The organism is Alishewanella sp. HH-ZS, from assembly GCF_001704375.1.
GTDB classification, from domain to species: Bacteria; Pseudomonadota; Gammaproteobacteria; order Enterobacterales; family Alteromonadaceae; genus Alishewanella; species Alishewanella aestuarii.
The window spans coordinates 21,088-43,830 of the sequence record NZ_LZEJ01000014.1 but is presented as its reverse complement, the minus strand read 5'-3'; the positions used below and the strand labels follow the sequence as shown (position 1 = coordinate 43,830).

Sequence of the window (22,743 nt, the reverse complement as noted above, 5' to 3'; positions counted from 1 at the left end):
AGGGGATATACTCAGGAGAGAATCAGACTTACATGAAGCCGTCTTTACAACTTCGCCTTGGCCAACAGCTAACAATGACGCCGCAGCTGCAGCAAGCGATCCGCTTATTGCAGCTTTCCACCATTGAGCTGCAGCAGGAAATTCAGGAAGCGCTGGATGCCAACCCCTTGCTTGAGCCCGACGACGACTTCGAACCGGGCACGCCCGAGACCGACCTGAGCCTGTCGAATATCAACCGTGAAGAAAGCAGCGGGTCAACGTCTGACAGTGAAGACTACCAGGCTGGTAATGACGATTATCCGGAATTTAATGACGTTAGTGAGCGCGATACCAGCGAGGCAATGGCCGAGCAGAATATCCAGGAGGACTTACCACTGGACAATAACTGGGACGATTTAGTCAGTGCCGCCCCGGTCAGCAATGGCGCCCTGCCAGACGAGGATCTGGTATATCAGGGCGAAACCACTGAAACCTTGCAGGATTATTTGCGTTGGCAAATGGACCTTACCCCTTTTTCTGAGACAGACCGCGCCATTGCCGAAGTCATTATTGAAGCCGTCGATGAAGCCGGTTTACTGACCATAGATGTGGAAGATATCTTAGCCTCACTGCAGCTGCCGGATGTCGAAGCCGATGAAGTCGAGGCTGTATTAAAACGGATCCAATTGTTTGACCCTGTCGGTGTGGCGGCCCGCTCAGTGAAAGAGTGCTTGCTGATCCAGCTACGGCAGTTTGATCCTGCCACCCCCTATTTAAATGATGCAAAACAAATAATCAGCGAATATACCGACTTTTTAGCTAACCGGGACTTTCGTTCTTTGATGCGGGTGACTAAACTCAAAGAAGATGAGTTAAAAGAAGTGATGCGCCTGATCCACAGCCTGAACCCGCGCCCCGGCGCCGATGTGATCAGGCAGGAACAGCAATATGTGATTCCTGATGTAGTGGTTACCAAGGTTAAAGGTCGTTGGCAGGTGGAGCTGAATCCGGATGCCATGCCCAAAGTGAAAATCAACCAGCAGTATGCTGCGCTGTCCAGAACGGTCAGAAGCAGTACCGACAGCCAGTTTATCCGCTCACATCTGCAGGAGGCGAAATGGTTTTTGAAAAGTCTGGAAAGCCGCAACGAAACCTTGCTAAAGGTCGCCAACTGTATCGTGCAACAGCAACAAGCCTTTTTTGAGCATGGCGAAGAGGCCATGAAACCCATGGTATTAAATGATGTGGCAGAAATGGTAAGTATGCATGAGTCAACAATTTCCCGGGTTACTACCCAAAAGTATATGCATACGCCGCGCGGAATTTTTGAACTTAAATTCTTCTTCTCCAGTCATGTTAGTACAGAGAGTGGTGGTGAATGTTCATCTACCGCCATCCGTGCCTTTATTAAGAAATTGGTGGCAGCAGAGAACCCGGCTAAGCCACTGAGTGACAGTAAGATGGCAGAAATCTTATCCGAACAGGGGATCAATGTCGCAAGGCGTACCATCGCCAAGTACCGTGAATCGCTGTTTATTGCGCCATCTAATCAACGAAAGACCTTGCTGTAAGTGTCTTAACAAGAAGGAAGAGTCTATGCAAATCAACTTAACTGGCCGTCATGTAGAAATTACCGACTCTCTGAGAGAATATGTAGACAGTAAATTTTCCAAGCTGGAGCGTCATTTCGAGAATATCAATAACGTGCATGTTATTCTGAACGTGGAAAAACTGAAGCAAATCGCTGAAGCCAAAGTACATTTGAACGGCGGTGAAGTTTTTGCTGTGTCAGAGGATGAAAATATGTATGCTGCAATTGACCAGTTAATTGATAAACTGGACCGGCAAGTGATTAAACACAAAGAAAAGTTGTCGCGACACTAACCATGATAAATTTAAGCGCTATGCTGGAGAAGAACTGCACCAAGAGTGCAGTTCTTTTTAACAGCAAAAAACGGATCCTCGAATATATTGCCGAGCTGGCTCATCAACAGCTGCCAGAGATGTCTGAGTACAGCATTCTGGAAGCCCTGATGACCCGGGAAAAGCTGGGTTCAACCGGTATTGGTGGTGGTATTGCCATTCCCCATGGCAAGCTCGACTGCGTCACCTCACCGATCCTGATATTTGTGGTAAGCCAGGATCCGATCCCCTTTGACGCTATCGATAACCAGGGCGTCGATATTTTTTGTGCCATCCTGATCCCGAAAGATCAGTGTCAGGCTCACTTAACTACACTTTCTGGTATTGCAAAACTGCTGACCCAAAAAGATCTGACCAAAAAGATCCGACATGCCAGTTCTGATCAGGAGCTGTATCAGTTATTAATGGACTATAGCCAACAAACGGGTGAAAAATGAAACTGCTGGTAGTCAGTGGCCGCTCAGGTTCAGGAAAATCGGTGGCGCTGAGAGTAATGGAAGATTTGGGCTACTACTGCGTCGACAATATTCCGGTTAATTTATTACCGACTCTCGCTAATGCGGTGATGGGTCAGTATGAGCGGGTTGCCGTCAGTATTGACGTACGTAATCTGCCGAATGAACCGGAAGAGCTGGCGGAGATCCTGTCTTACCTGCCGCGTAAGCTGGAACTGACTATCCTGTATCTGGATGCGGACCACACTACCCTGATTAAACGCTTTAGCGAAACCCGGCGTTTACATCCGCTATCTCACCAGGCGATGTCACTGGATGAAGCGATCTCCCGCGAACAGCAACTGTTAGATCCTATTGCCAGCCGCGCCGATCTCTATATTGATACCACTGACCTTAACGTACACCAACTGGCAGAAGTATTGCGTGAACGGATCCTTGGCCAGAAAACCGGTCGCCTGGTGATCCTGTTTGAGTCCTTTGGCTTTAAATATGGCATTCCCAAGGATGCCGACTTTGTGTTTGATGCCCGTTTTCTGCCCAATCCGCACTGGGAACCAGAGTTAAAGCCCCTGACGGGTCTGGATCAGCCAGTAAAGGACTATCTGGCGGCAGAAGCCATAGTAGGTAAATATATCTGGCAAATTAACAGCTTTATCAGCAGTTGGTTACCGCATCTGGAGCGTAATAGCCGCAGCTACCTGACAATCGCTATCGGTTGCACCGGTGGCCAACACCGTTCGGTTTATATCGCGGAAAGTCTGGCGGAAAGCTATCGCAGTCAACGTGATGATGTGCAAATCCGGCACCGGGAGTTAAAACGTCATCATGGCCGCTAAACTCAGTCAACAGGTTACCATCATCAATCAGCTGGGGTTACATGCCAGGGCTGCCACTAAGTTGGTACAACTGTGCCAGAAATTTTCGGCTAAGGTTGAACTGGTGCAGGATGACGGTAAAACGGCCGATGCCGGTAGTGTGCTGGCACTGCTGATGCTGGCCAGTAGCAAGGGCAAAACCCTGACTGTTACCACTGAAGGGCCTGATGCTGCAGCAGCGCTAGAGGCGATAGTGGCGTTAATAGACGCCGGCTTTGACGAGCTCTGAACCGGCGATTTCGGCCGGTTTTTCTTTATTCCCCCCCCTAAATCTGCTATCTTTACTGCCTTGTTCAGTTTTTTTAATTGAAAATTAGTAGCTTGAACTACTCTTAAACAGCAATCCGCGCCACGCTGGGGTGCGTATCAACCGCAATTTCAGGCTATCTAAACAGGAGTAGCTTATGTTATATGTGGTCCTCTCGATCTTTTTGCTCGCCTGTATCGCGCCACATCTGTATCGACTGCTCGGTAAACATACTGGTCTGGTGCTAGCGTTGTTACCCGCTACGCTATTTATCTATTTCGCCAGCCAACTCAGTGCCGTCAGTCAGGGGCAGCCGCTGCTGCAAAGCTGGCCATGGTTTCCGGGGCTGGGTATTCAGCTCAGCTTTATGCTGGATGGCTTGTCGTTACTCTTTGCCTTACTGATCACCGGTATCGGCACCTTTATCCTCTGCTATGCCGGCCAATATCTGCAAGGGCATCCGGCACTGGGGCGCTTTTTTTTATTCTTGCTCAGCTTTATGGGCGCCATGCTCGGCCTGGTATTATCCGATAATCTGATCACCTTATTTGTGTTCTGGGAACTGACCACCGTCAGCTCCTTTATGCTGATCGGCTTTAATCACGAAGATAGCGAGTCACGCCAAAAAGCCCATCAGGGGTTGATGGTAACAGTGCTGGGTGGTTTGGCGCTGATGACAGGGCTGATTATGCTGGGTATGGCCGCGGGCAGCTATCAACTGAGTGATGTGCTGCAACAGGATTTGACCGGTCACAGCCTCTATCTACCGATGCTGATCCTGATCCTGCTGGGAGCCTTTACCAAATCAGCGCAAACACCTTTTCATTTCTGGCTACCGAATGCGATGGCAGCTCCAACACCGGTAAGTGCTTACTTACACTCTGCAACTATGGTAAAGGCCGGGGTTTATCTGCTGGCGCGCCTGCAACCCAGCCTGGGAGGCAGTGAAGTCTGGTTGCTGACCTTAAGTGCAGTGGGAGCACTCACTATGCTGACCGGTATTTTCCTGGCCAGCCGCGCCACCGGCATCAAAAAAGTGTTGGCCTATTCCACTGTGATGGCGCTGGGTACCCTCACCATGTTACTGGGGTTAGGTACCGAAAAGGCGGCGCTGGCCGCAGTCACCTTCTTATTGGCGCATGCGCTCTATAAAGGGGCACTGTTTATGATTGCTGGTATTCTCGACCATGAAGCCGGCATTAAGGACTTTGAGAAAGCATCCGGCTTACGTAAGCTGATGCCGCGCACTACCCTGGTTGCGGTAGTGGCGGCTCTGTCTCTGGCCGGAGTGATCCCGCTATTTGGTTTTGTCGGTAAAGAGCTGCTGCTGGAGGCAGTGTTAAGCGGCTCGCAGTGGCAGTTGGGACTGACCGCCGCTACGGTACTGGCGAATATCTTTGTGGTGCTGGTTGCTGCGCTGTTGGCGATTAAACCCTGGTTTGGTCAGGCGTTACCGACACCTAAGCCGGCGCATGATCCGGGCTGGCAAATGTTAGTCGGGCCCGCCGTACTCGCTACGCTTGGCTTGATTTTCGGTCTGTTACCGATGCTACCGGATCAGTACTTATTAAATGCGGCAGCAACCGCGGTCTATGGCCAACCTATTAGCGGTTATCTGGCACTGTGGCATGGCATTAACCTGCCACTGCTGCTTAGCCTTGGCAGTCTGGTGTTGGGTTTATTACTATTCCGCTTCTGGCAGCCGTGGCGCAAACTTACCGCCGTGGTGGAGACGCTGAGTAAAGCCGGGCCGGAAGCCGGCTACAACAAACTGATGGCAGCGCTGGTCAGCTTTGCCGCCTGGCAAACACGGGTGCTACAGAACGGTTATTTACGCAACTATCTGCTGACGACAATGGCGACAGTGGTACTGTTGGTCGGCTGGGCGATGCTAAGGCTGGAGCACTTTGAGCTTAACTGGCAATTTAGCGATGTCCGGGTACAGGAAGCCGTGATTTTTCTGGTCCTGCTAACCACTATTGTCAGCGCAGTGGTACTGAACTCTTTCCTTGGCGTGGTGGCGCAGCTTCTTAACCGGTCCCAGGATCAACACCGCCACCTGCGCATTAGCGGTAATAATGTCGGCAAATACCCGCAGAATATAACGCAGCGCCAGGCCCGGACGTTCAATTAACGGCTGCGGATCGCGGAAGCGGTAACAGATCCAGGGAATACCAATCGCCAATACCGTCGCAAAAAACAAATGCAGCAAGGCCAGGCTCTGATTCAGCAACAACCAAATCACAAATAACAGCAGGCTACGATAAGGTGTCGGCAACCAGCTAAAGCGGGGTGTCATTCTCATGGTAAGACTCCTGAGCCGGGAAGAATGCTTTGGATGGTACCCAGCACATCCGCCAGCTGACGGGCGGCGGCAAAGCTAAGTTCAGTCAATGGGCCGGCAAACACCATTAGCAGCAGACTGGCACTGAGTAACCATAACACGGCAAATAATTGTAACGGTTGCACCCGCTCTTCGGCTTTTTGCATACCACTCACCCGCCAGAACAGGGTACTACCGGCGCGTGACAGGCCAATCAGCACCAATAGACTGGATAACAACAAGATAGCCCACAACCAGTACTGGCCACTGACACCAAAGGCCGCCTGCAGCAGCATCACCTTGCCGATAAAGCCTGATAACGGCGGTAGGCCAGCGACAGAAATAGCACACAGCACAAAGAGCGTGCCCAACAACACCGGTTGATTCACCCGCCGCGCGGCGACCAGTCGATCCTGTGCCTTGCCACGCTGGGTCGCAATCAAATCTGCCAGCAGGAATAAGGCGCCACAGATCAAGGTCGAGTGTACGGTATAATACAGTACCGCAGCATGGGCAGCGGTATTTTGTACTGCCACCAACACCACCAGGCTGCCAACCGAAACCAGCACCAGATTGGCAACCAGCTTACGGAAATCCTGACTGGCCAGCACACCAATGGCGCCCAGCAGCATCGTCGCTAAGCCAAAGGGCCACAACCAACTGTTCGCTAACCCTTGTAGTGGGCCAGCTTGCTCGCCAAAAATGGTGGTAAACACCCGCAGCAGTGCATAAACGCCAATCTTGGTCATTACCGCAAACAGGGCGGCAACCGGCGCCGAGGCGGAGGCATAGGTAGCCGGTAGCCAGAACTGCAGCGGCAGAATAGCTGCTTTCAGCGCAAAGACTATCAACAGCATTAAGGCGCCGGCTTTAACCAGCATCAGGTTATCATCCGGCAACTGGGTGACTTTCAGTGCCATGTCGGCAATATTCAGCGTGCCCAGGGTACCGTACAGGATCGCCAGGGCCAGCAAGAACACCGCCGAGCCGGTCAGGTTTAACACCACATAGTGCACAGCGGCACGGGTTTTATTTTTGCCACCGGCATGGATCAGCAACGCATAGGAAGCAATCAGCAGCACTTCAAAGAACACGAACAGGTTAAACAGGTCGCCAGTCAGGAAGGCGCCGTTAATCCCCATCAGTTGGAACTGAAACAACGGGTGGAAGAATGAACCCTTTTCATCTTCACCGGCACTGCCATAGCTGATAGCGCCCAGGGCCAGAAAGGCCGTCAGGCAGAGCATAATACAGCTGACCAGATCCGCCACCATAATGATGCCAAAAGGCGGTTGCCAGTTGCCCAGGGCATAAAATGTCAGCCCTTGCTGCTTAATAGTGAACAGCAAGACGACGGATACCACCAGCAACAGCGCGGTGGAGATCATACTGAGCCAGCGCCGGCGCTGCGCTGAGTAGTGAATTGGCGGCAGCATAATCAGCAGCGCCGTTAAAAACGGTAGTATAATCGGCACCAGGATCAAATGGTTCATTTAGTGCGCTCCCGCTTGGCGTGGCGCGGTGCCGGCATACTGCCATCCACGTGGTCATTCCCCAGATCGGCCCGGGCCCGGATCGCCAGGATCACTAAAAAGGCTGTCATCGCAAAACCTATTACTATCGCGGTTAATACTAAGGCCTGTGGCAAAGGATCCGCGTAATTGTCGGACGTTCCCAGTACCACTGCACCTTTCAGATTTAAGCGGCCGGAGGCAAAGATAAACAAATTGACCGCATAAGACAGCATGGTCAAACCTACCACGACCGGGAAGGTACGACCACGCAGCATTAAAAACACGCCACAGGCGGTTAAAAAACCGATACATAAGGCAAACAGGGTTTCCATTACAATTGCTCCTTATGAGTTGGCCGGTACGAGGTGGTCATCTTACCCAGGCTGGCCAGGATCAGCAGGGTCGCGCCAACAACAGTGACATAGACGCCCAAATCAAAAGCAATAGCACTGGCCAGTTCGATTTCTCCGAATAGCGGTAACTGGAAGTAGTCGAACCAGGAGGTCAGATAAGGGCGGCCAAACAGCCAGCTTGCTAACCCGGTCATAAAGGCAATCAATAGACCCACTGCCACCACCCGCTGATACTCGATATTCATCCGCGCTTTAACCCAGTCCACCCCTTGCGAGATATAGAGCAGGATAATGGCCACCGCAGTAATCAAGCCGGCGATAAAGCCACCACCCGGCAGGTTATGCCCACGGAAGAAAATATAGATAGACACCATCAGCGCCAGCGGCAGGATACTCTGGGCCACGGTGGCCAAGAGTAACGGGTGCCGCTCTCGGGCCCAGGGCCGGCCTTCGCCGTCGCTGCTGGGTTTAAATACCGGAATACGGGTCAGTAATTTAAAGATCCCCAGCGCAGCAATCCCCAGTACCGCGATTTCCCCCAGCGTATCAAAGCCGCGGAAATCGACCAGGATCACGTTCACCACATTGGTGCCGCCACCGCCGGTTTTGGCATTGGCAATAAAGAAATCAGAAATGGTGGTAAAGGGCCGCGTCATAATGGCATAGCTTAGGCTACCGACAATAATACCGACCAGAGAGGCCAGCCCCAGATCCCGTACCACCTTAGATGGCTCAGATTGTTTCGGCGTTTTATGTGGCAGGAAGAACAGTGCCAGCATCAGCAGAATAATGGTCACCACTTCCACACTTAATTGCGTCAGTGCCAGATCGGGGGCCGAAAAGCGGGTAAAGGCAATCGACACCATCAGGCCCACCACTGAAATCATCAGTAAGGCCACGAACCGTTTGCGATGCCAGACCACAGTGGCAAAAGCACTGATCAGCAGCATAGCGGCACCGGTCGCATTAACGGCATCGATAGGAATTTCCGCCCGGCCGCCGCCCAGCGCATCCATCTGGATCAGCGGCAAACCGGCCAGGATCACAAAGGCCGTTAACATTAGCGCCATATAGCGCTGCAATGAGCCGTTATCAATCCAGTTATACAACTTTTCGGCGCTGCAGGTCAGCTGCTTCATCAGCTGCTCAAAAATATTCAGCGTATCGACACCGGGTAGCGCACTCTGAAAATCAAATAGCTGCTTGCGTTTTACATACATCAGCACACCACCGGCCAGGGCAATGGCGCTCATCAGCAGCGGCAGATTAAAGCCATGCCAGATCGCCAGGCTGTACTCCGGTAAATTACCGGCGAGCACCGCACTGGCTGCGCTATTTAATAAACCGCCCACCAACATCGCGGGAGCTATCCCTACCAGAATACAGAGCACTACCAGTACCTCAACCGGTAAGCGCATATAGCGCGGCGGCTCATGCGGCGTCTTGGTCAGGCCTTTCGGCTGGCCATTAAAGAACACGTCGTGAATTAAACGTAACGAGTACGCAACCGAGAAAATCGCCGCCACCGTTGCCAGTAGCGGAATAATCCAGGATAAGGCGCCCAGCAGGTGCTGTTGCAGTGTTTCGGCGAAAAACATTTCCTTTGACAGGAAGCCATTCAGCAGCGGCACCCCGGCCATAGCGGCAGCCGCCACCATCATTAGGGTCGCGGTGATCGGCATAAATTGCCAAAGACCATTTAAGCGCCGCATATCGCGCGAACCGGATTCATGGTCAATAATACCGGCTGCCATAAAGAGTGAGGCTTTAAAGGTCGCGTGGTTAATAATATGAAAAACGCCGGCCACTGCCGCCAGCGGCGCATTCAGACCAAATAATAAGGTGATCAACCCCAGATGGCTGATGGTGGAATAGGCCAGCAAGCCCTTTAAATCATGTTTAAACAGCGCCAGATAAGCACCAACCAATAAGGTCGTCAGGCCGGTTAAGCTAACCAGCAAGAACCAGAGCTCAGTGCCCGACAACGCCGGGTAAAAGCGCGCCAGCAGAAAGATACCGGCTTTAACCATAGTAGCAGAGTGCAGATAGGCACTGACTGGCGTCGGGGCCGCCATGGCATTGGGTAACCAGAAATGAAACGGAAACTGTGCTGACTTGGTAAAACAGCCCAGTAAGAACAGCACCAGCAACAGCGGATACAGACTGTGCTGCTGGATTAAGGCACCCTGCTCTAAGATATCAGCCAGTTGGTAACTACCGGCAATATTGCCCAGCAGTAAAAACGCCGCCAACAAACAAAGCCCGCCACCACCGGTAATGGTTAATGCCATGCGGGCGCCACGGCGCGCTTCAGACTTATGCCACCAGAAGCTGATCAGTAAAAAGGAACTGATGCTGGTGAGCTCCCAAAACAACCAGATTTGCAGAATATTACCCGACAGCACTATCCCCAGCATCGCCGTCATAAACAGCATCAGAAAACTGTAAAAGCGCGGCATCGAGTCCTGCTCAGACAGATAATAACGGGCATACAAAATAATCAGCAGGCCAATGGCCAGGATCAGCAAGGAAAACAGGTACGCCAGACCGTCCAGCCGGATGGTCAGATCCAGCCCCAGCAGCGGGATCCATTGCCATTGCTGCAGCAGTACCTCGCCGGAAAACACGCTTTGAGTGGTGCTTAATAAGATCGCCAGCGCCAGCGCCGGCGCCGCCGCGGTACCCCAGGCATTACGGCTGCGGGATTGTTTGGCCAGCAATAACGGCACCAGGGTCCCCAACATCGGTAGCAGCAAAATCCATAACACATTCATAGCGCAGTAAGTTCCTGTAAGTGATTAAGTGGCTGACCTGAGTAACAGCAGCACCCCGCCACCCTTACGACAGCAGCTGGTACCGATTTGACTTCAGCATAGAGGATGTCTGGGAATTCCGACATGACAGGTAAAATAATTTATTATTATGCTTATAGTTATACCTGTAGCGCTGAAAAAAGTCTATCGCTGGCAGGCTAAAGCGAGGCAGGGAGCGCGAAATGCAGGGGCAACGACCGGCAATGCAGCCGTTGCCCAAAACGTAGCGGTTATTTTGCCAGCAGATTCAGAATAAAGGCATATTCTTCAGCCGTTTCCGCCAGACGAGCAAAACGCCCTGACTTACCGCCGTGTCCGGCTTCCATATTGGTGCGGAACAGCAAGGGGTTGTTGTCGGTTTTCAGCTCGCGCAAGCGGGCCACCCACTTTGCCGGCTCAAAATATTGCACCTGAGAGTCATGTAAGCCTGTGGTCACCAGCATAGCCGGATAGGCCTGAGCAGAAACCTGATCATAGGGCGAGTACGACAGCATATAATCGTAAAAAGGTTGCTGTTTCGGGTTACCCCATTCATCAAACTCGTTGGTGGTCAGTGGAATGCTTTCATCCAGCATGGTAGTCACCACATCGACGAACGGCACATGTGCGACCAGCGCCCGGTATTTCTGCGGTGCCATATTCGCCACTGCACCCATTAGCAAACCGCCGGCGCTGCCACCCATACCAATCACCTTATCTTTGGCGGCATATTTTTCGGCTACCAGATGGTCGGTAACGGCAATAAAATCAGTAAAGGTATTGATTTTATTCAGCAGTTTACCCTGTTCATACCAATGCCGGCCCATTTCCTGACCGCCACGAATATGGGCAATGGCATAAACAAAGCCGCGGTCCACCAGCGATAACACGCTAGCCCGGAACCAGGGATCCATCGACATACCATAAGAGCCATAGGCATATTGATACAGGGGGGCAGAGCCATCCCGTTTAAAGCCTTTGCGATACAGCAGTGATACCGGGATCCGGGTACCATCCTGCGCCGTTGCCCATACCCGCTCTGTCACATAGTTGGCTTTATCGAAGCCACCTAACACTTCCTGTTGTTTCAACAGCGTCTTCTCACCGCTTGCCATATCCAGCTGATAGACGCTGGGCGGCGTGGTCAAAGAGGTATAGGTATAACGCAGCAGAGTGGTATTCTGCTCGGCATTCATGTCAAAGCCGGTTACATACGCCGCTTCATCAGAGCTGATATAATAGGCTTTGCTAGGATCCTGCCATGGCATCACCCGGATCCGCTGTAAACCGTCACTGCGCTCACTGATCGCCAGATAATCATTAAACAGCTCAAAATTCTGGATAAAAATCTGCTCGCTATGCGCCAGCAGTGGCTGCCAGTGCGTGCGATCACCGATTTTATCAGCCGCTACTGTCATCAGCCGATAGTTCGGCGCTTCCCAGTCAGTACGGATAATCCAGCGGCCGTTCAAATGCTCAGCGCCGTACTTAAAATCACGCTGTCTTGGCGCTAGCACCTGAAACTGACCATCAGTTTTAGCCGCATCCAATACTCTGATCTCGTCAGATACGGTACTACCAAGCTGAATCATTACATAGCGGTTATCCTGACTATTGCTGACCCACATATAGAAACTGTTGTCTGACTCTTCATAAACCAGCGCCGCTTTGGCCGGATCCTGACCCAAGGTATGCCGCAGCACCTTGTTACTAAGCAAGGTCACCGGATCGTTTTGTACCACAAACAGCTGTTTACTATCCGCCGACCAGGCAATGGCTGCCGAGAGCCCGCTTAAAGAATCCGTTAATTCTTTGCCAGTACGCAGATCCCGTACCCGCAGCGTATACTGACGCCGGCCATTCAGATCTTCCATATAGGCCAGTAACTGCTGGTCCGGGCTGATCGCCAGATTAGCAACCTGATAGAAATCCTTGCCGTCAGCCAGTTGATTCACATCCAGCAGCACCTGTTCAGCGCCGCCGCTCGCCGCCTTACGGGCATAGATTGGGTATTCTTTACCGGTTTCATAACGGCTGTAATACAGGTAATCGCCTTTGCGGTATGGAACTGAGCTGTCATCCTGCTTTACCCGACCAATAATTTCTTCGGTCAGTTGCGTCGTAAGTTGTTGATAGCCCGCGCTATATTGGCGGCACCAGGCATTTTCCTGCTCTAAATACGCCAGGACTTTCGGATCAGAGCGCGTATCATCACGCAACCAATAATAAGGATCGTTACGAGTACCATGGGGGGAGACCACCTGAAAATCCACTTTGGCGGCTCGTGGCGCCTCCGTTAATACTGCTGAGCTGGCCATCACCGGAACGCTGAGGATGGCAACAAACCACAGCAGCGGCTGTTTCAGAAACATTTTAACCTCGCTTTGCTTTCGTTAATAAACACATTTTCATTTAGCACGTTTTTTTAACCCGCTACCAGCAAAAAAATGTAAAACACTGTAACATCCGACCTGGCAGCCCTTGCAGCATGACTTATACTGATGCAAAGTAGCTGCTGATCGCAAATAATAAGAAAAACGGGAGAGTCAAAATGGGTTTATTAACCACTGAACAAGTGGCAGAGGTATTAGGTATTCCGGTGATCCGGGTCGAACGCTTAACCCGCGAGCACCTGCTGGTGCCAGCGGAGAAAGATGCCAGTGGTAAGCCGATGTTTGCCGAAGAAGACGTCAAACGCTACAAGGTGTTAGCGGAACGGCTCGGTGGTCTCTGATTGCAGTAACTGCTGTAATCTCTGTTGCCAACTGTTTGCCCTGTGGTGCAGGGCAGGCGTAGCCTGATACCAAAGCCAGCAAAAGCCACTATACAGGCATTTTGCCAACTGCAGACGTTGTGGCAAGGTCGCTGCCAAACGCTCTGCGGTATGCCGGTCCGGATAGCGCCGCTGTGCGCTATATTGACGCAACAACCTTTGCAGCTGTGCTGCTGTCAGCTCAAAATGCAGCATAATCGCCGCCAAATCAAAGCTGTTGTCGCACAACTGACTGTACTCAAAATCCAGTAACCAGATTTTATCGCCGTTCCACAGCAAGTTATCGGCGTGCAGATCCAGATGACAAAGCACCAGATCCGTTGCCATCCCCGTAAATTGCTCAGCACAGCGCTGCAAGGCGGCGAAAAGGTCAGCAGCGGGTTGTAAGGTGCTCTGCTGTCCCTGAGCCAATAACTGCCGCAAGTAACTGGCTGGCTGTAATAGTGGTGTTTGCACCCTTAGGTTATGCAAAATCGCCAGGGTATCCGCCAGCAAGCTCAAACGACTGTCGGTAAGCTGAAGCGGCTCGCCACCGGGTAGAAACTCCGAAATCAGCAGTTGCTGATGGTTATGCAGCAGCAAAGGTGTGGCAGCGATCTGTTTAGCGGCAGCAGCCTGTTGGCAACGAAACTCCTGCTGCCGGCATATACCAAGTTGGCGGGCATAGCGCCGCAGCACATATTCGCCACGTGCAGTACGCAGATAGTAGTTCAGATTACTCTGGCCGGCAGCCAGGGGCCGGATCTCCAGCGGCGGGTGCTGCTGAAAAAACTCCAGTTGTTCGCAAAGCTGCCTTACAGCGTCTTGCTGTGCAATGTCAGCTGCAGTTGATAATGGCTGCGCCATGCAAAATATCCCACCACGGCAATAATGGTATACAGCATAAACAACGCGGTCAGAAAATACAGATGTTTTTGCGCATAGATAAAGATCGACACGGCATCAATCACCACCCAGTATAGCCAGTTTGATAACAGCTTTTTCGCGACCAGCCAGGTGGCTACCAGGCTAAAGGCTGTGGTTTGAGCATCCAGATAGGCAAAGTCAGCCCGGGTATAATTGGCCATCAGGTAGCCTAATGCCAGACCGCCCATCGCGGTCAGGCTGATCAGTAATAAATGACGCTGCCAGGCCCATTCAAACACGGTATGAGCCTGCCCGGGTTGCTGCTTCAGTTGCTGCCAGCGCCACCAACCATACAAGGCCATACCGGCATAATACAGATGCAGCAGCGCATCGGATAACAAGGCAGAATCCCACATCACATGAGTAAAAAGTAAGGTGCTGAGCAAGGCCGCCGGCCAACACCAGATGCTCTGCTTCAGGGCCAGTAACACATAGGCTATCGCCAGTACCGTCGCCACCAGCTCGATACTGTGCAACAGTTGCCAGTCGGCAATCAGCTTGCTCAGCAGTTCATTCATGGCCGTAAATCACCGGGAATAAACTTACAGACAAACACCAGCTTACCGTAGTGCTCCATCGACCAGCGCATACAACGCTGTAAGGCTTGCATCACAGCGTCGTACTCACCAAAGATCTGGGTGCTCATGGTATTGGTCAGCACTTCAATCTCCGTCTCCTGCGCGAGCTGTCCGAGAAAGGCCAGAATAGGGCCTTTATAATCTTCAGCCAGCGGATACTTGCTAATTTCAACTGAAAGTTGCATTCGAACCTCTATTAGAAGCTATAGCTGATAGTGGCACCGAAGCGGCGCGGTTCAGCAAACTGTTCATAAACATGGGGCGCATATTCATCACGGGGATCATTGCCAAAATAGAATCCCCGCACCCCAACATCTTTATCCAGCGCATTGCGCAGCCATACTGCCAGCTCCCACTGTGCCAGCTGATAGCCAAGCCGCAGATTCAGCAGTTGGCTGCTACCGGCTTTCGCATTATGACCATCTGAGTAGTAGAAACCACTGTTGCCCTGCACGCCCGCTTGCAGCGTCAGCTGTTCAGTCAGATACCAGTCGGCACCGACACTGTAGTTAACACGTGGCGCATGCGCCTGATCGCGGCCGGTCATATCCAGGCCACTGTCGGTCTGGTAACGACCCAATTTGCTTTGCAAATAGCCAAGATTGACAAAAAGTTGTGTACTTGGTGACAACAGCAGTCGGGTTTCGGCCTCCAGACCATAGTTACGGCCACTGGCAGCATTATCGATAAAACCGGCAAACTCCGGGCCCAGATCCGGATTTAACCAACCCTTAACCTGCATATCATCCCGCCACATATAAAACGCAGCCACCCGGGTGGTTAAACTGCCATCGGCAGCACTACCCTTGACGCCAAACTCAGCATTGAGCAAGCTCTCTGACTTAAAGCTGGCTTTTTCAGCCAGTTGCGCAAAACGATCTTCGCCGGCTCTCGCCAGAGCCTCACCATTGATCCCGCCCACCTTATAACCGCGTGATAACAAGCCATACAGCATCGCTTGCTGATTCAGCTGATAGTTCAGGCTGATTTTACCGCCCCACAGGGTTTCGTTCGGGCGTAAACTAATATTACCCGAGTCCAGATAATCATCGCGGTAGCGCTCGACACGTCCACCCAGCACCAGCGTCAGCTTGTCGGTCAGTGGGCTTTGGGTTTCAGCATAAAGCGCCAGATTACGCCGCTCCAGGCTGCTATCAAAATAACGCCAGCGACTCTCGGCCCGGCGTAATCGCGACAGAGACAGGTCGCGTTGACTGGCATAAAGCCCAACAACCCAATCAGTTTGCCCCCATAGCTGGCCGTCGGTTTTAGAGGTTAGCCGGTAATCCAGCGTCCATTGTTCACGGCCGCGCAGGTAACGATCCTGATAGGAGTAACCCCAGGGATGGATACCAACATAACTCCAGTCTTCATCAAAGCCATAATCCGAATCCGCGTTCAGATAGCTCAGCTGGGTAAACATATCCGCCAGCGCCAGCCCATGGTAGTCGGCTGTCACAGCTACTGCTTTGCTACGTAATTTGTCCTGCCCGGGCTCATCGGATAAGGTGGTGCGGTTACGATCCAGTGAAAAGGCGTCGTAACCATTTTGCTGATCAATCAAATGCGCGGTAAAGCCGAGTTTCAGCTCAGCTAACGCCTGATAATCAAGGCGCAGCCGGGCAGTAAATTCATCCAGATTATTGGTGTCATCGCGGTTCAGATAGGCATTGTTTATAAAACCCGCTGATTTATTCTGATCCAGCGTCAGGCTGTACGCCAGCTGTTCACTGATCGGCGCACTATAGACCCCGGTTAACTGCCAGCTATCGTAGTTAGCCACAGTGGCACTGACCTTCCCTTCCGCCACGGCGCTAGGCGCCTTACTGGTCAGATTTACCATGCCAGCCAGCGCATTGGTACCAAAACGGGTGGCTTCCGGGCCACGGAAGATTTCCAGTTGCTCCGGATGCGCCAGACTGCTGATCCCCAAGCCGGCATAGTCGATGCCATCAATCAGAATGCCCACCGATGGGTTAATCACATCAATAAATTCGCTGCGCTCGCCAATACCCCGCACCTGTAAAAAACGGCCACGGGACGCCCCGGCAGCAAAGTTGACATTGGCGAATTGCCGCAGTGCGTCATCCAGGTGTTGTACCGACTGGCGCTGTAAATCCTGCTCGGATAAAACCGCCACACTGCCCGCCAGACGTTGCAGATCCTGTTGCCGGAAATCGCCTTTTACCGTGATATGTTCAAGTTCAGCTTCGGTTGCGCTGACCGCTATGGCAGCGCTTAACGCCAGAGATAATGCAGAAATACGAAACAGCATGTGATCAACTCCGAATAGATGTAGCGGATCACACAGCATGGCTCAGGACACGAAAGTCACAGGCACGCTTTTTGGGGAGTTAGCACCATCCCTCCGCCGGTATGATCCGGATCAGGTTCTAAGGGTTTACCAAAACGGCATCTCAGCACACCTCCGAATATTTCAGAAGGGCACCCCTTGGTTGCGCTGGCAGTCTAGAGGACTTATTACCAAAATTCAAGCGGCAAAAGAGCAAGCCTGCCCTAGCGCCACTGTTGTAGCTGATTAATATTTTCCGTCAGAGTTTGCACCAAATTAGCCGCCGGGATTGGTCTGGCAAATAAATAGCCCTGGCCCTGATCACATTGGTGTTGCAGTAAGCTTTTTGCCTGGGCCTGGGTTTCCACGCCTTCCGCCACGACCTGTAAGCCCAGCTTGCGGACCATGGCAATAGTCGAGGTAATGATGTCGTAGTCGGCCTGATTATCCAGCATGCCAAATACAAAGCTCTTATCAATTTTGATGGTATCTACCGGCAGTTGCCGTAAATAACTGAGCGAAGAATAGCCAGTACCAAAGTCATCAATCGCCAGGGCAAAGCCCTGGGCTTTCAGGCGTTGCATACTATTGATCGTCTCGGTCAGGTTTTTCGCCAGCATACTCTCAGTAAGTTCAAACTCAAAATCCGCAGCGTTCAGCTGATATTTCTGCAGTAACTGCTCCAGCACCACCGGTAAGCCCGGATCAGTTAATTGTGCCGGCGACAGATTAATGGCCAGCTGCAAGTCGCCCAGCCCAGCCTGGCGTAAACCGGCCATCAAACCGAAGCCCTGTTCAATAACCCAGTAGCCGACCGGGATAATTAAATGCGCATATTCCAGCACTGAAATAAACTCATCCGGCGGCACCAGGCCCCGGCTTGGACTTTGCCAACGTAACAATGCTTCCAGCCCGACTAACTTCCGATCACTTAGACGGATTTTGGGTTGTAGATGTAAATCAAACTGCTGCAAACTCAGCGCCAGCTTTAAATCCTGCTCTAATGCTAAGCGATCCTGAAAGGCATCAAACATCTGTTGACTGTAAAAATGCCAGCAGCTGCCACCGCGGGCTTTAGCCTGGTACATGGCAAGATCGGCCTGGCGCACCAAATCATCCGGCTTCAGACTGGCATCCCGGCTGCTACTGATACCAACACTGACATTCAGCTGGTATTCTTCGCCCTGTAGCTGCATCGGCTGGCGGAATACCGCAACCAGCCTCGCTGCCAGCTGTTCCAGTTGTTGCAGATCGGGTGCTTCGGTGACGACCACAAATTCATCACCACCAAAACGACAGGCTAAATCGGTTTTTTGCAACACGCCCCGCAAGCGCTGCGCGGCTTCTATCAATAGCTGATCACCCTGCTCATGACCGCGAATATCATTCACTCGTTTAAACTGGTCCAGGTCAAGAAAAAATAGTCCCAGAAAATGCCCCGCCGGTGTTAAAGCCGCTAGCCGCTTTTTCAGCTGAAACTGCAGCATATTGCGATTCGCCAGACCAGTCAGCAGGTCGAACATCGCCATATTTTCCAGCTCACGGGTCTGAGTCAACACATCATGTTGCAGCTGTTCCAACTGAAAACTCAGAGTCTGACTGACTTCACTTAAGCGATCAACTTCATCGACCAGCAGTGGGCTTTTTACCGGTAAGGCGGCGCGGAACGCCTTAAACTGATGTTCTGCCAATAACGGCAACACCCGCGACACCTTTAACAAGCGACCGGTTAGGCGTCGGGTTAGCCAGTAGGTTAACCAGGCAAACAACAGGAAGCATAGCGAGGCCATACCAATCAGTTGCCAGCGAAACTGTCGGTTTGCTCTCTGATAAGCGCTGAGGTCTTCCAGCAACAATAAGGCATACTGTTGCCCTTGCTGTTCAGTCAGAGGTAAAGAGTATATGTAGAACGGGCTTTGATCGGTATTAAACAGTCCGATGGTGCCGTTCAGCTTTGAAAAGGCGGCAACAGGAGCACGTGAAGTGGCAGACAAAATTCGGGTGTCCTGACCATCAGTCGCGACGATCATGATTTCACTACGTAATGCCTGCCCCATTGCGACGACAATATCAGCCAGTGTTTGACTGGCAATTAATACGCCGACCTGGCCATCGCGATCTGATAACGGCAGACTGACCAGGGTACTGCAGTGCTCTACACAGTAACTGCGGGTAACAGGCCGTTGTTGTTGCCTGGTCTGGATTACCATCTCTGCCAGCTCGGCCGGCAGTGCACCGGTTGCGAATACTGGCTCAGCTTGATCGGGTGCAAAAAACCACAGCGCTTCAATATTCAGGTATAGGCTAAAGCTGTCATAACGCTGTTGCAGAGCCTCAGTAAACTGACTAAACCCTTGTTGCGTTGGTAGTTGCATTAGTTCGGCAAAGCTATCAAACCAGGCTTGTAACTGGCTATGCAATAGTTGTTGATACTGGCTGAAATGCTGCTCAACCTGCTGCTGCTTTAACTGTTGCTGGGTTGCAAAGCTATCATTGAGACGCTGTACAGAGATAGAGGTGATCACGATCAGCAGCACCAGCATCAATACCAGCGTCAGTGCCAGGATCTTCGACGGGAAGCTTAGAAAGCGCATCAGAACCAATACATCAGTTGTAATGCCCACAACTGCCAGTAACGCTGCTGATTTCTGCTCAGATCCGGCACCAGACTGGGTGACAAACGGCCAGTACCATCGACCCAGTGTTGCTCTGCCTGCAGGCGTAGATTTGGCGCCAGATCGTAACTAAACCCCAGCATCAGGCTTTGCTGATAGCCAAAATAAGCCGGCACACCGAGCTGTTCCAAACGGCTGCCACGTTTGTCATCCTTGTTGCGGGTTAAATAATCGACCGTTACCAGCGCAGATAAGCCTCCGCTAAAGCGATAGCGGGCCGACAGATACCCACCCAGACCATGCAGCGTTTCTGCAAATACCGGTAGGTAAAAACCATTAACTGACATCCGCTCTTGCATCAGTTCAGAAGCAAACTCCCAATTCTCTAACTGGTAACGCCAATTTAGCATCACCCGCTGCAGGATCACCTCACTGGCAACAAAAACATCCGGATCGCCTGGGGTATAGCTGAATTCGGAATCCAGTAATGACAGACCATAACTGGCCTGACTGCCGGTACCCTGCCAAAATACACTGGCCTGATGCACATACTTTTGTTCGGCCTTACCCTGGACTTGTGGGCTTAGCAAAATACGGCTTTGATCACGACTGATTTTGGTCGCGCCATAACTCCAGTTATATTCCAGTTCTCCGGCCGGGTGCTGCCAATATCCCTTTAAACCAATACCATCACTGGCCACGGCAATATCGCGAAACGCATCGTAATAAACGGATTGCGGCAAGATGATGCTTGGTCGGGTAAAGGGCACATCACGGGTGCTGGAAAATAACCAGTGCTGGTTTTTGTAACGGCCGACATAGAGATTGATCTGATGGTCAAAGCGCTCGACCAGACTAAAATCCAAAAACAGATAATCCAGTCGGGCGCCCTGCGGATAACGATTACCGCCATCCAGATAAACAACCTGACCAGCAAGCCGCCAGCGATCTGAAAGCTGCCACTTAGCGTTTAAGCCAAGCTCACTCAACGCTGATGACACCTTACCGGAGTTGTTAATCGCGTTGGAATTTTCTGACTGGGCCAGCCCCTGTGCAATAAAGCCATGCCATTCTACACTGGCTGAGGCAGTGGTATGAGCGGATAACGCCAGCATTGCCGCGGCTGACCAATTAATTTTCATACGGTGTCACCACTTTTAATTCAGCCGTGCCGGTACCGGCGGGCAGATAGCCAATAGCGCCGGGAGTTTGAGAAAGAGCGGTACGCAATTCATCTACCGACGCCAGCAGTAGTGGCGAACCACCGATACCTGAATAGCGTTGTCGGTGCCAGATTGCGTCCAGTTGATAAGGGAACATCTTCAGAAATTTACGGGTAAACGCCTGATGCAACTCATGATCAGAGGCTAGTACCAGAACCTGAATGCTCTGGCCATCAGACCAGCGGGTTTGCCGCATGGTAAAGATTGCTCGTAGCTGGGCGGTGCTGAGCTGAGTGTCAGTCACCGCGGCATGTACTACGACCTCAACCGCCCGGCAGGGCAGCGTCAGCAGCAGACAACAACAGAGCACAAACCACAATCTCATCGCATATCCGTTTAAACAAGCATTTTTACTCAGCCACGAAAATGCCGGTCAATGACCGGCATTTTCTGCAACTTAATCGCCTAATATGCTTAAGATATTGAATACACGATACATGCGCAATAGTACCTTTGGGTTGTTACCAACAGATAAAAAAATTTACAACCCCAGATACCAGGTAGCAATTGAAAAATACAACACTACCCCAGCCACATCCGCAATGGATGTGATCAGTGGGCCACTGGCAGTGGCCGGGTCCAGATTAAAGCGGCTCAGTAAAAATGGCAGCGACATCCCAATCAAACTACCAACCACTACCACCAGCATCATGGTTAATGCTACGACGATCGCAATATCTGCACCGCCGCGCCAGAAGCCCAGGCCAACCACGGCAGCGGACATAGTTAAACCGAGCAAACCGGCAACCAAACACTCTTTGCCCAGCAAATAGCCCCAGTCGCGCAGTTTGATATCACCGGTGGCCAGAGCCCGTACCATTAGCGTACCAGACTGAGCGCCGGCGTTACCGCTACTGGCAATCAGTAACGGCAAGAAAAACAGCAGTGCCAGATAACTGGAAATGGTTTCTTCATAAAAGGCGATACCGGCACCGGAAAAAATATTACCAAACACCAGCACCACCAGCCAGAACACCCGCTTGCGGTAAAGCAGACCGATACCCGCTTCCTTGACACTACTTTCCAGCTTGCCGATGGTTGCGGTTTTATGGAAGTCTTCGGTGGCCTCTTCTTCGGCGACGTCCATCGCATCATCGTAGGTTACGATGCCAACCATCTGCTCCAGCTCATTGACAATTGGCAGCGCCAGTAAGTCATATTTGGCGATCAACGCCGCCACTTCTTCCTGCGGCATTTCAACACTGGCCCAGATTGGGTCATGATTCATTAAATCATCGACCCGCATGCTGACCGGTGCCAGTATCAGGTCGCGTAAGCTGACCACACCAATCAGCTTGCGGGCTTTATCCACCACATAGGCGGAATAAATAGTTTCTTTATCCGGCGCTTCCCGGCGCAGTACTTCAATTGCCTCCCGCACGGTCAGATCCGGCGGCAAAATCGCGTAATCCGAGGTCATAATAGCACCGGCGGTGCCCTCCTCGTAGGAGGTCAAACGCAGCAAGTCCTCCCGCTCAGCTTGAGCCAGCGCCGGTAATAGTGTATCGCGCTGTTCATCAGTTAAGCGGTTAAACAGGTCGGCGCGTTCATCAGACGACATCTGCCGGATAATCGGCGAGAGTTTACGCCGACTGACGCTAATCGCCAGTTTAACCTGCTGCTCTGCCGGTAAATAACCAAAGACTTCCGCTTGTTCAGCTCGCGGCAAAGCAGTGAGCAAGGTCCATAAATCTTGGGGAGGAAATTCGGTTAACGCGGCAGCATAGTCAGCCGGATGCACATCTTCCAGCTGGTCACGAACCAAATGTACCGTATCGTGCTCAAGGGCAGCACTTAAGGTTTCGATAAGAATGGGTAATTCCATAACGGCCTCTTATCAGCTCGGGCGCTTGATAAGAGACATTATAGCGTCAGCTTATTAAGCGCAGATTAA

The 22,743-nt window shown here is 51.8% G+C and carries 19 protein-coding genes, 1 pseudogene and 1 riboswitch; of the genes and pseudogenes, 7 read left to right on the top strand and 13 right to left on the bottom strand.

Going from position 1 to position 22,743, the window contains the following annotated elements:
* Positions 1-32: 32 nt before the first annotated feature.
* The 6 genes from A9165_RS07500 to A9165_RS07475 all read left to right on the top strand — a co-directional run bounded on the left by A9165_RS07500 (position 33) and on the right by A9165_RS07475 (position 5,613).
* Positions 33-1,550, top strand: a complete 1,518-nt coding sequence (locus A9165_RS07500; RefSeq protein WP_065955447.1) for an RNA polymerase factor sigma-54 — start codon at positions 33-35, stop codon at positions 1,548-1,550.
* A gap of 25 nt (positions 1,551-1,575) precedes the next feature.
* Entirely contained in the window at positions 1,576-1,863 is a 288-nt protein-coding gene (gene hpf / locus A9165_RS07495) for a ribosome hibernation promoting factor (protein ID WP_008606862.1), read from the top strand.
* Between the two features lie 2 nt (positions 1,864-1,865).
* Entirely contained in the window at positions 1,866-2,339 is a 474-nt protein-coding gene (gene ptsN, locus A9165_RS07490) for a PTS IIA-like nitrogen regulatory protein PtsN (RefSeq protein WP_008606860.1), read from the top strand.
* Positions 2,336-3,193 (top strand): RNase adapter RapZ, encoded by an 858-nt coding sequence (rapZ, locus tag A9165_RS07485; protein WP_008606859.1) that lies wholly within the window; start codon positions 2,336-2,338, stop codon positions 3,191-3,193. Before ptsN ends, rapZ begins: the two co-directional genes overlap by 4 nt.
* Complete coding sequence (locus tag A9165_RS07480; protein WP_065955446.1) at positions 3,183-3,461, top strand: HPr family phosphocarrier protein; 279 nt, start codon at positions 3,183-3,185, stop codon at positions 3,459-3,461. Before rapZ ends, A9165_RS07480 begins: the two co-directional genes overlap by 11 nt.
* 175 nt (positions 3,462-3,636) lie before the next feature.
* The gene (locus tag A9165_RS07475; protein ID WP_255365670.1) at positions 3,637-5,613 is read left to right on the top strand and encodes a proton-conducting transporter membrane subunit; all 1,977 of its coding nucleotides are present in this window, start codon (positions 3,637-3,639) and stop codon (positions 5,611-5,613) included.
* On the opposite strand, the pseudogene A9165_RS16575 reads toward A9165_RS07475, so the two are convergent.
* From A9165_RS16575 to A9165_RS07455, 5 genes and pseudogenes are all read right to left on the bottom strand, one after another.
* A pseudogene (locus A9165_RS16575) lies at positions 5,500-5,784 on the bottom strand (Na+/H+ antiporter subunit E); the annotation flags it as partial. The gene A9165_RS07475 and the pseudogene A9165_RS16575 overlap by 114 nt on opposite strands.
* Positions 5,781-7,295 (bottom strand): monovalent cation/H+ antiporter subunit D, encoded by a 1,515-nt coding sequence (locus A9165_RS07470; protein ID WP_065955445.1) that lies wholly within the window; start codon positions 7,293-7,295, stop codon positions 5,781-5,783. The gene A9165_RS07470 and the pseudogene A9165_RS16575, both read right to left, overlap by 4 nt.
* The gene (locus A9165_RS07465) at positions 7,292-7,648 is read right to left on the bottom strand and encodes a Na+/H+ antiporter subunit C (protein ID WP_008606845.1); all 357 of its coding nucleotides are present in this window, start codon (positions 7,646-7,648) and stop codon (positions 7,292-7,294) included. Before A9165_RS07465 ends, A9165_RS07470 begins: the two co-directional genes overlap by 4 nt.
* Positions 7,648-10,443, bottom strand: coding sequence for a monovalent cation/H+ antiporter subunit A (locus tag A9165_RS07460; protein WP_065955444.1), 2,796 nt, complete (start codon positions 10,441-10,443; stop codon positions 7,648-7,650). Before A9165_RS07460 ends, A9165_RS07465 begins: the two co-directional genes overlap by 1 nt.
* A gap of 269 nt (positions 10,444-10,712) precedes the next feature.
* The gene (locus A9165_RS07455; protein ID WP_065955443.1) at positions 10,713-12,833 is read right to left on the bottom strand and encodes a S9 family peptidase; all 2,121 of its coding nucleotides are present in this window, start codon (positions 12,831-12,833) and stop codon (positions 10,713-10,715) included.
* Positions 12,834-13,012: 179 nt separating this feature from the next.
* On the opposite strand from A9165_RS07455, the gene A9165_RS07450 reads away from it, so the two are divergent.
* Positions 13,013-13,195, top strand: coding sequence for a helix-turn-helix domain-containing protein (locus tag A9165_RS07450; protein WP_008606842.1), 183 nt, complete (start codon positions 13,013-13,015; stop codon positions 13,193-13,195).
* On the opposite strand, the gene A9165_RS07445 is transcribed toward A9165_RS07450, so the two are convergent.
* The 8 genes from A9165_RS07445 to mgtE form a co-directional block, all read right to left on the bottom strand.
* Positions 13,169-14,080: a phosphotransferase gene (locus tag A9165_RS07445; RefSeq protein ID WP_065955442.1), complete on the bottom strand. Its 912-nt coding sequence runs from the start codon at positions 14,078-14,080 to the stop codon at positions 13,169-13,171. The two genes, A9165_RS07450 and A9165_RS07445, sit on opposite strands and share 27 nt — an antisense overlap.
* Positions 14,029-14,658: a nicotinamide riboside transporter PnuC gene (gene pnuC / locus A9165_RS07440; protein WP_008606840.1), complete on the bottom strand. Its 630-nt coding sequence runs from the start codon at positions 14,656-14,658 to the stop codon at positions 14,029-14,031. Before pnuC ends, A9165_RS07445 begins: the two co-directional genes overlap by 52 nt.
* Positions 14,655-14,903 carry a hypothetical protein gene (locus tag A9165_RS07435; protein ID WP_008606839.1) on the bottom strand — a complete coding sequence of 83 codons (249 nt, stop codon included), beginning with the start codon at positions 14,901-14,903 and terminating at the stop codon, positions 14,655-14,657. The genes pnuC and A9165_RS07435 overlap by 4 nt, the downstream gene beginning before the upstream one ends.
* A gap of 11 nt (positions 14,904-14,914) precedes the next feature.
* Positions 14,915-16,993 (bottom strand): TonB-dependent receptor, encoded by a 2,079-nt coding sequence (locus tag A9165_RS07430; RefSeq protein ID WP_065955441.1) that lies wholly within the window; start codon positions 16,991-16,993, stop codon positions 14,915-14,917.
* Positions 16,994-17,064: 71 nt separating this feature from the next.
* A riboswitch (TPP riboswitch) is annotated at positions 17,065-17,181 on the bottom strand.
* A 54-nt stretch (positions 17,182-17,235) separates the two neighbouring features.
* Entirely contained in the window at positions 17,236-19,605 is a 2,370-nt protein-coding gene (locus A9165_RS07425; RefSeq protein WP_065955440.1) for a bifunctional diguanylate cyclase/phosphodiesterase, read from the bottom strand.
* On the bottom strand, positions 19,605-20,768 hold the full coding sequence (locus A9165_RS07420) for a hypothetical protein (RefSeq protein ID WP_065955439.1): 1,164 nt from the start codon (positions 20,766-20,768) through the stop codon (positions 19,605-19,607). Before A9165_RS07420 ends, A9165_RS07425 begins: the two co-directional genes overlap by 1 nt.
* Positions 20,758-21,174 (bottom strand): hypothetical protein, encoded by a 417-nt coding sequence (locus tag A9165_RS07415; protein WP_008606835.1) that lies wholly within the window; start codon positions 21,172-21,174, stop codon positions 20,758-20,760. Before A9165_RS07415 ends, A9165_RS07420 begins: the two co-directional genes overlap by 11 nt.
* A 156-nt stretch (positions 21,175-21,330) precedes the next feature.
* The gene (mgtE, locus tag A9165_RS07410) at positions 21,331-22,674 is read right to left on the bottom strand and encodes a magnesium transporter (protein WP_065955438.1); all 1,344 of its coding nucleotides are present in this window, start codon (positions 22,672-22,674) and stop codon (positions 21,331-21,333) included.
* Positions 22,675-22,743: the final 69 nt, after the last annotated feature.

What these genes read in the sequence shown, in the direction of transcription:
- A9165_RS07500 (WP_065955447.1), top strand. Translation starts at nt 33, where the DNA reads ATGAAGCCGTCTTTACAACTTCGCCTTGGCCAACAGCTAACAATGACG.
- hpf (WP_008606862.1), top strand. Translation starts at nt 1,576, where the DNA reads ATGCAAATCAACTTAACTGGCCGTCATGTAGAAATTACCGACTCTCTG.
- ptsN (WP_008606860.1), top strand. Translation starts at nt 1,866, where the DNA reads ATGATAAATTTAAGCGCTATGCTGGAGAAGAACTGCACCAAGAGTGCA.
- rapZ (WP_008606859.1), top strand. Translation starts at nt 2,336, where the DNA reads ATGAAACTGCTGGTAGTCAGTGGCCGCTCAGGTTCAGGAAAATCGGTG.
- A9165_RS07480 (WP_065955446.1), top strand. Translation starts at nt 3,183, where the DNA reads ATGGCCGCTAAACTCAGTCAACAGGTTACCATCATCAATCAGCTGGGG.
- A9165_RS07475 (WP_255365670.1), top strand. Translation starts at nt 3,637, where the DNA reads ATGTTATATGTGGTCCTCTCGATCTTTTTGCTCGCCTGTATCGCGCCA.
- A9165_RS07470 (WP_065955445.1), bottom strand. Translation starts at nt 7,295, where the DNA reads ATGAACCATTTGATCCTGGTGCCGATTATACTACCGTTTTTAACGGCG.
- A9165_RS07465 (WP_008606845.1), bottom strand. Translation starts at nt 7,648, where the DNA reads ATGGAAACCCTGTTTGCCTTATGTATCGGTTTTTTAACCGCCTGTGGC.
- A9165_RS07460 (WP_065955444.1), bottom strand. Translation starts at nt 10,443, where the DNA reads ATGAATGTGTTATGGATTTTGCTGCTACCGATGTTGGGGACCCTGGTG.
- A9165_RS07455 (WP_065955443.1), bottom strand. Translation starts at nt 12,833, where the DNA reads ATGTTTCTGAAACAGCCGCTGCTGTGGTTTGTTGCCATCCTCAGCGTT.
- A9165_RS07450 (WP_008606842.1), top strand. Translation starts at nt 13,013, where the DNA reads ATGGGTTTATTAACCACTGAACAAGTGGCAGAGGTATTAGGTATTCCG.
- A9165_RS07445 (WP_065955442.1), bottom strand. Translation starts at nt 14,080, where the DNA reads ATGGCGCAGCCATTATCAACTGCAGCTGACATTGCACAGCAAGACGCT.
- pnuC (WP_008606840.1), bottom strand. Translation starts at nt 14,658, where the DNA reads ATGAATGAACTGCTGAGCAAGCTGATTGCCGACTGGCAACTGTTGCAC.
- A9165_RS07435 (WP_008606839.1), bottom strand. Translation starts at nt 14,903, where the DNA reads ATGCAACTTTCAGTTGAAATTAGCAAGTATCCGCTGGCTGAAGATTAT.
- A9165_RS07430 (WP_065955441.1), bottom strand. Translation starts at nt 16,993, where the DNA reads ATGCTGTTTCGTATTTCTGCATTATCTCTGGCGTTAAGCGCTGCCATA.
- A9165_RS07425 (WP_065955440.1), bottom strand. Translation starts at nt 19,605, where the DNA reads ATGCGCTTTCTAAGCTTCCCGTCGAAGATCCTGGCACTGACGCTGGTA.
- A9165_RS07420 (WP_065955439.1), bottom strand. Translation starts at nt 20,768, where the DNA reads ATGAAAATTAATTGGTCAGCCGCGGCAATGCTGGCGTTATCCGCTCAT.
- A9165_RS07415 (WP_008606835.1), bottom strand. Translation starts at nt 21,174, where the DNA reads ATGAGATTGTGGTTTGTGCTCTGTTGTTGTCTGCTGCTGACGCTGCCC.
- mgtE (WP_065955438.1), bottom strand. Translation starts at nt 22,674, where the DNA reads ATGGAATTACCCATTCTTATCGAAACCTTAAGTGCTGCCCTTGAGCAC.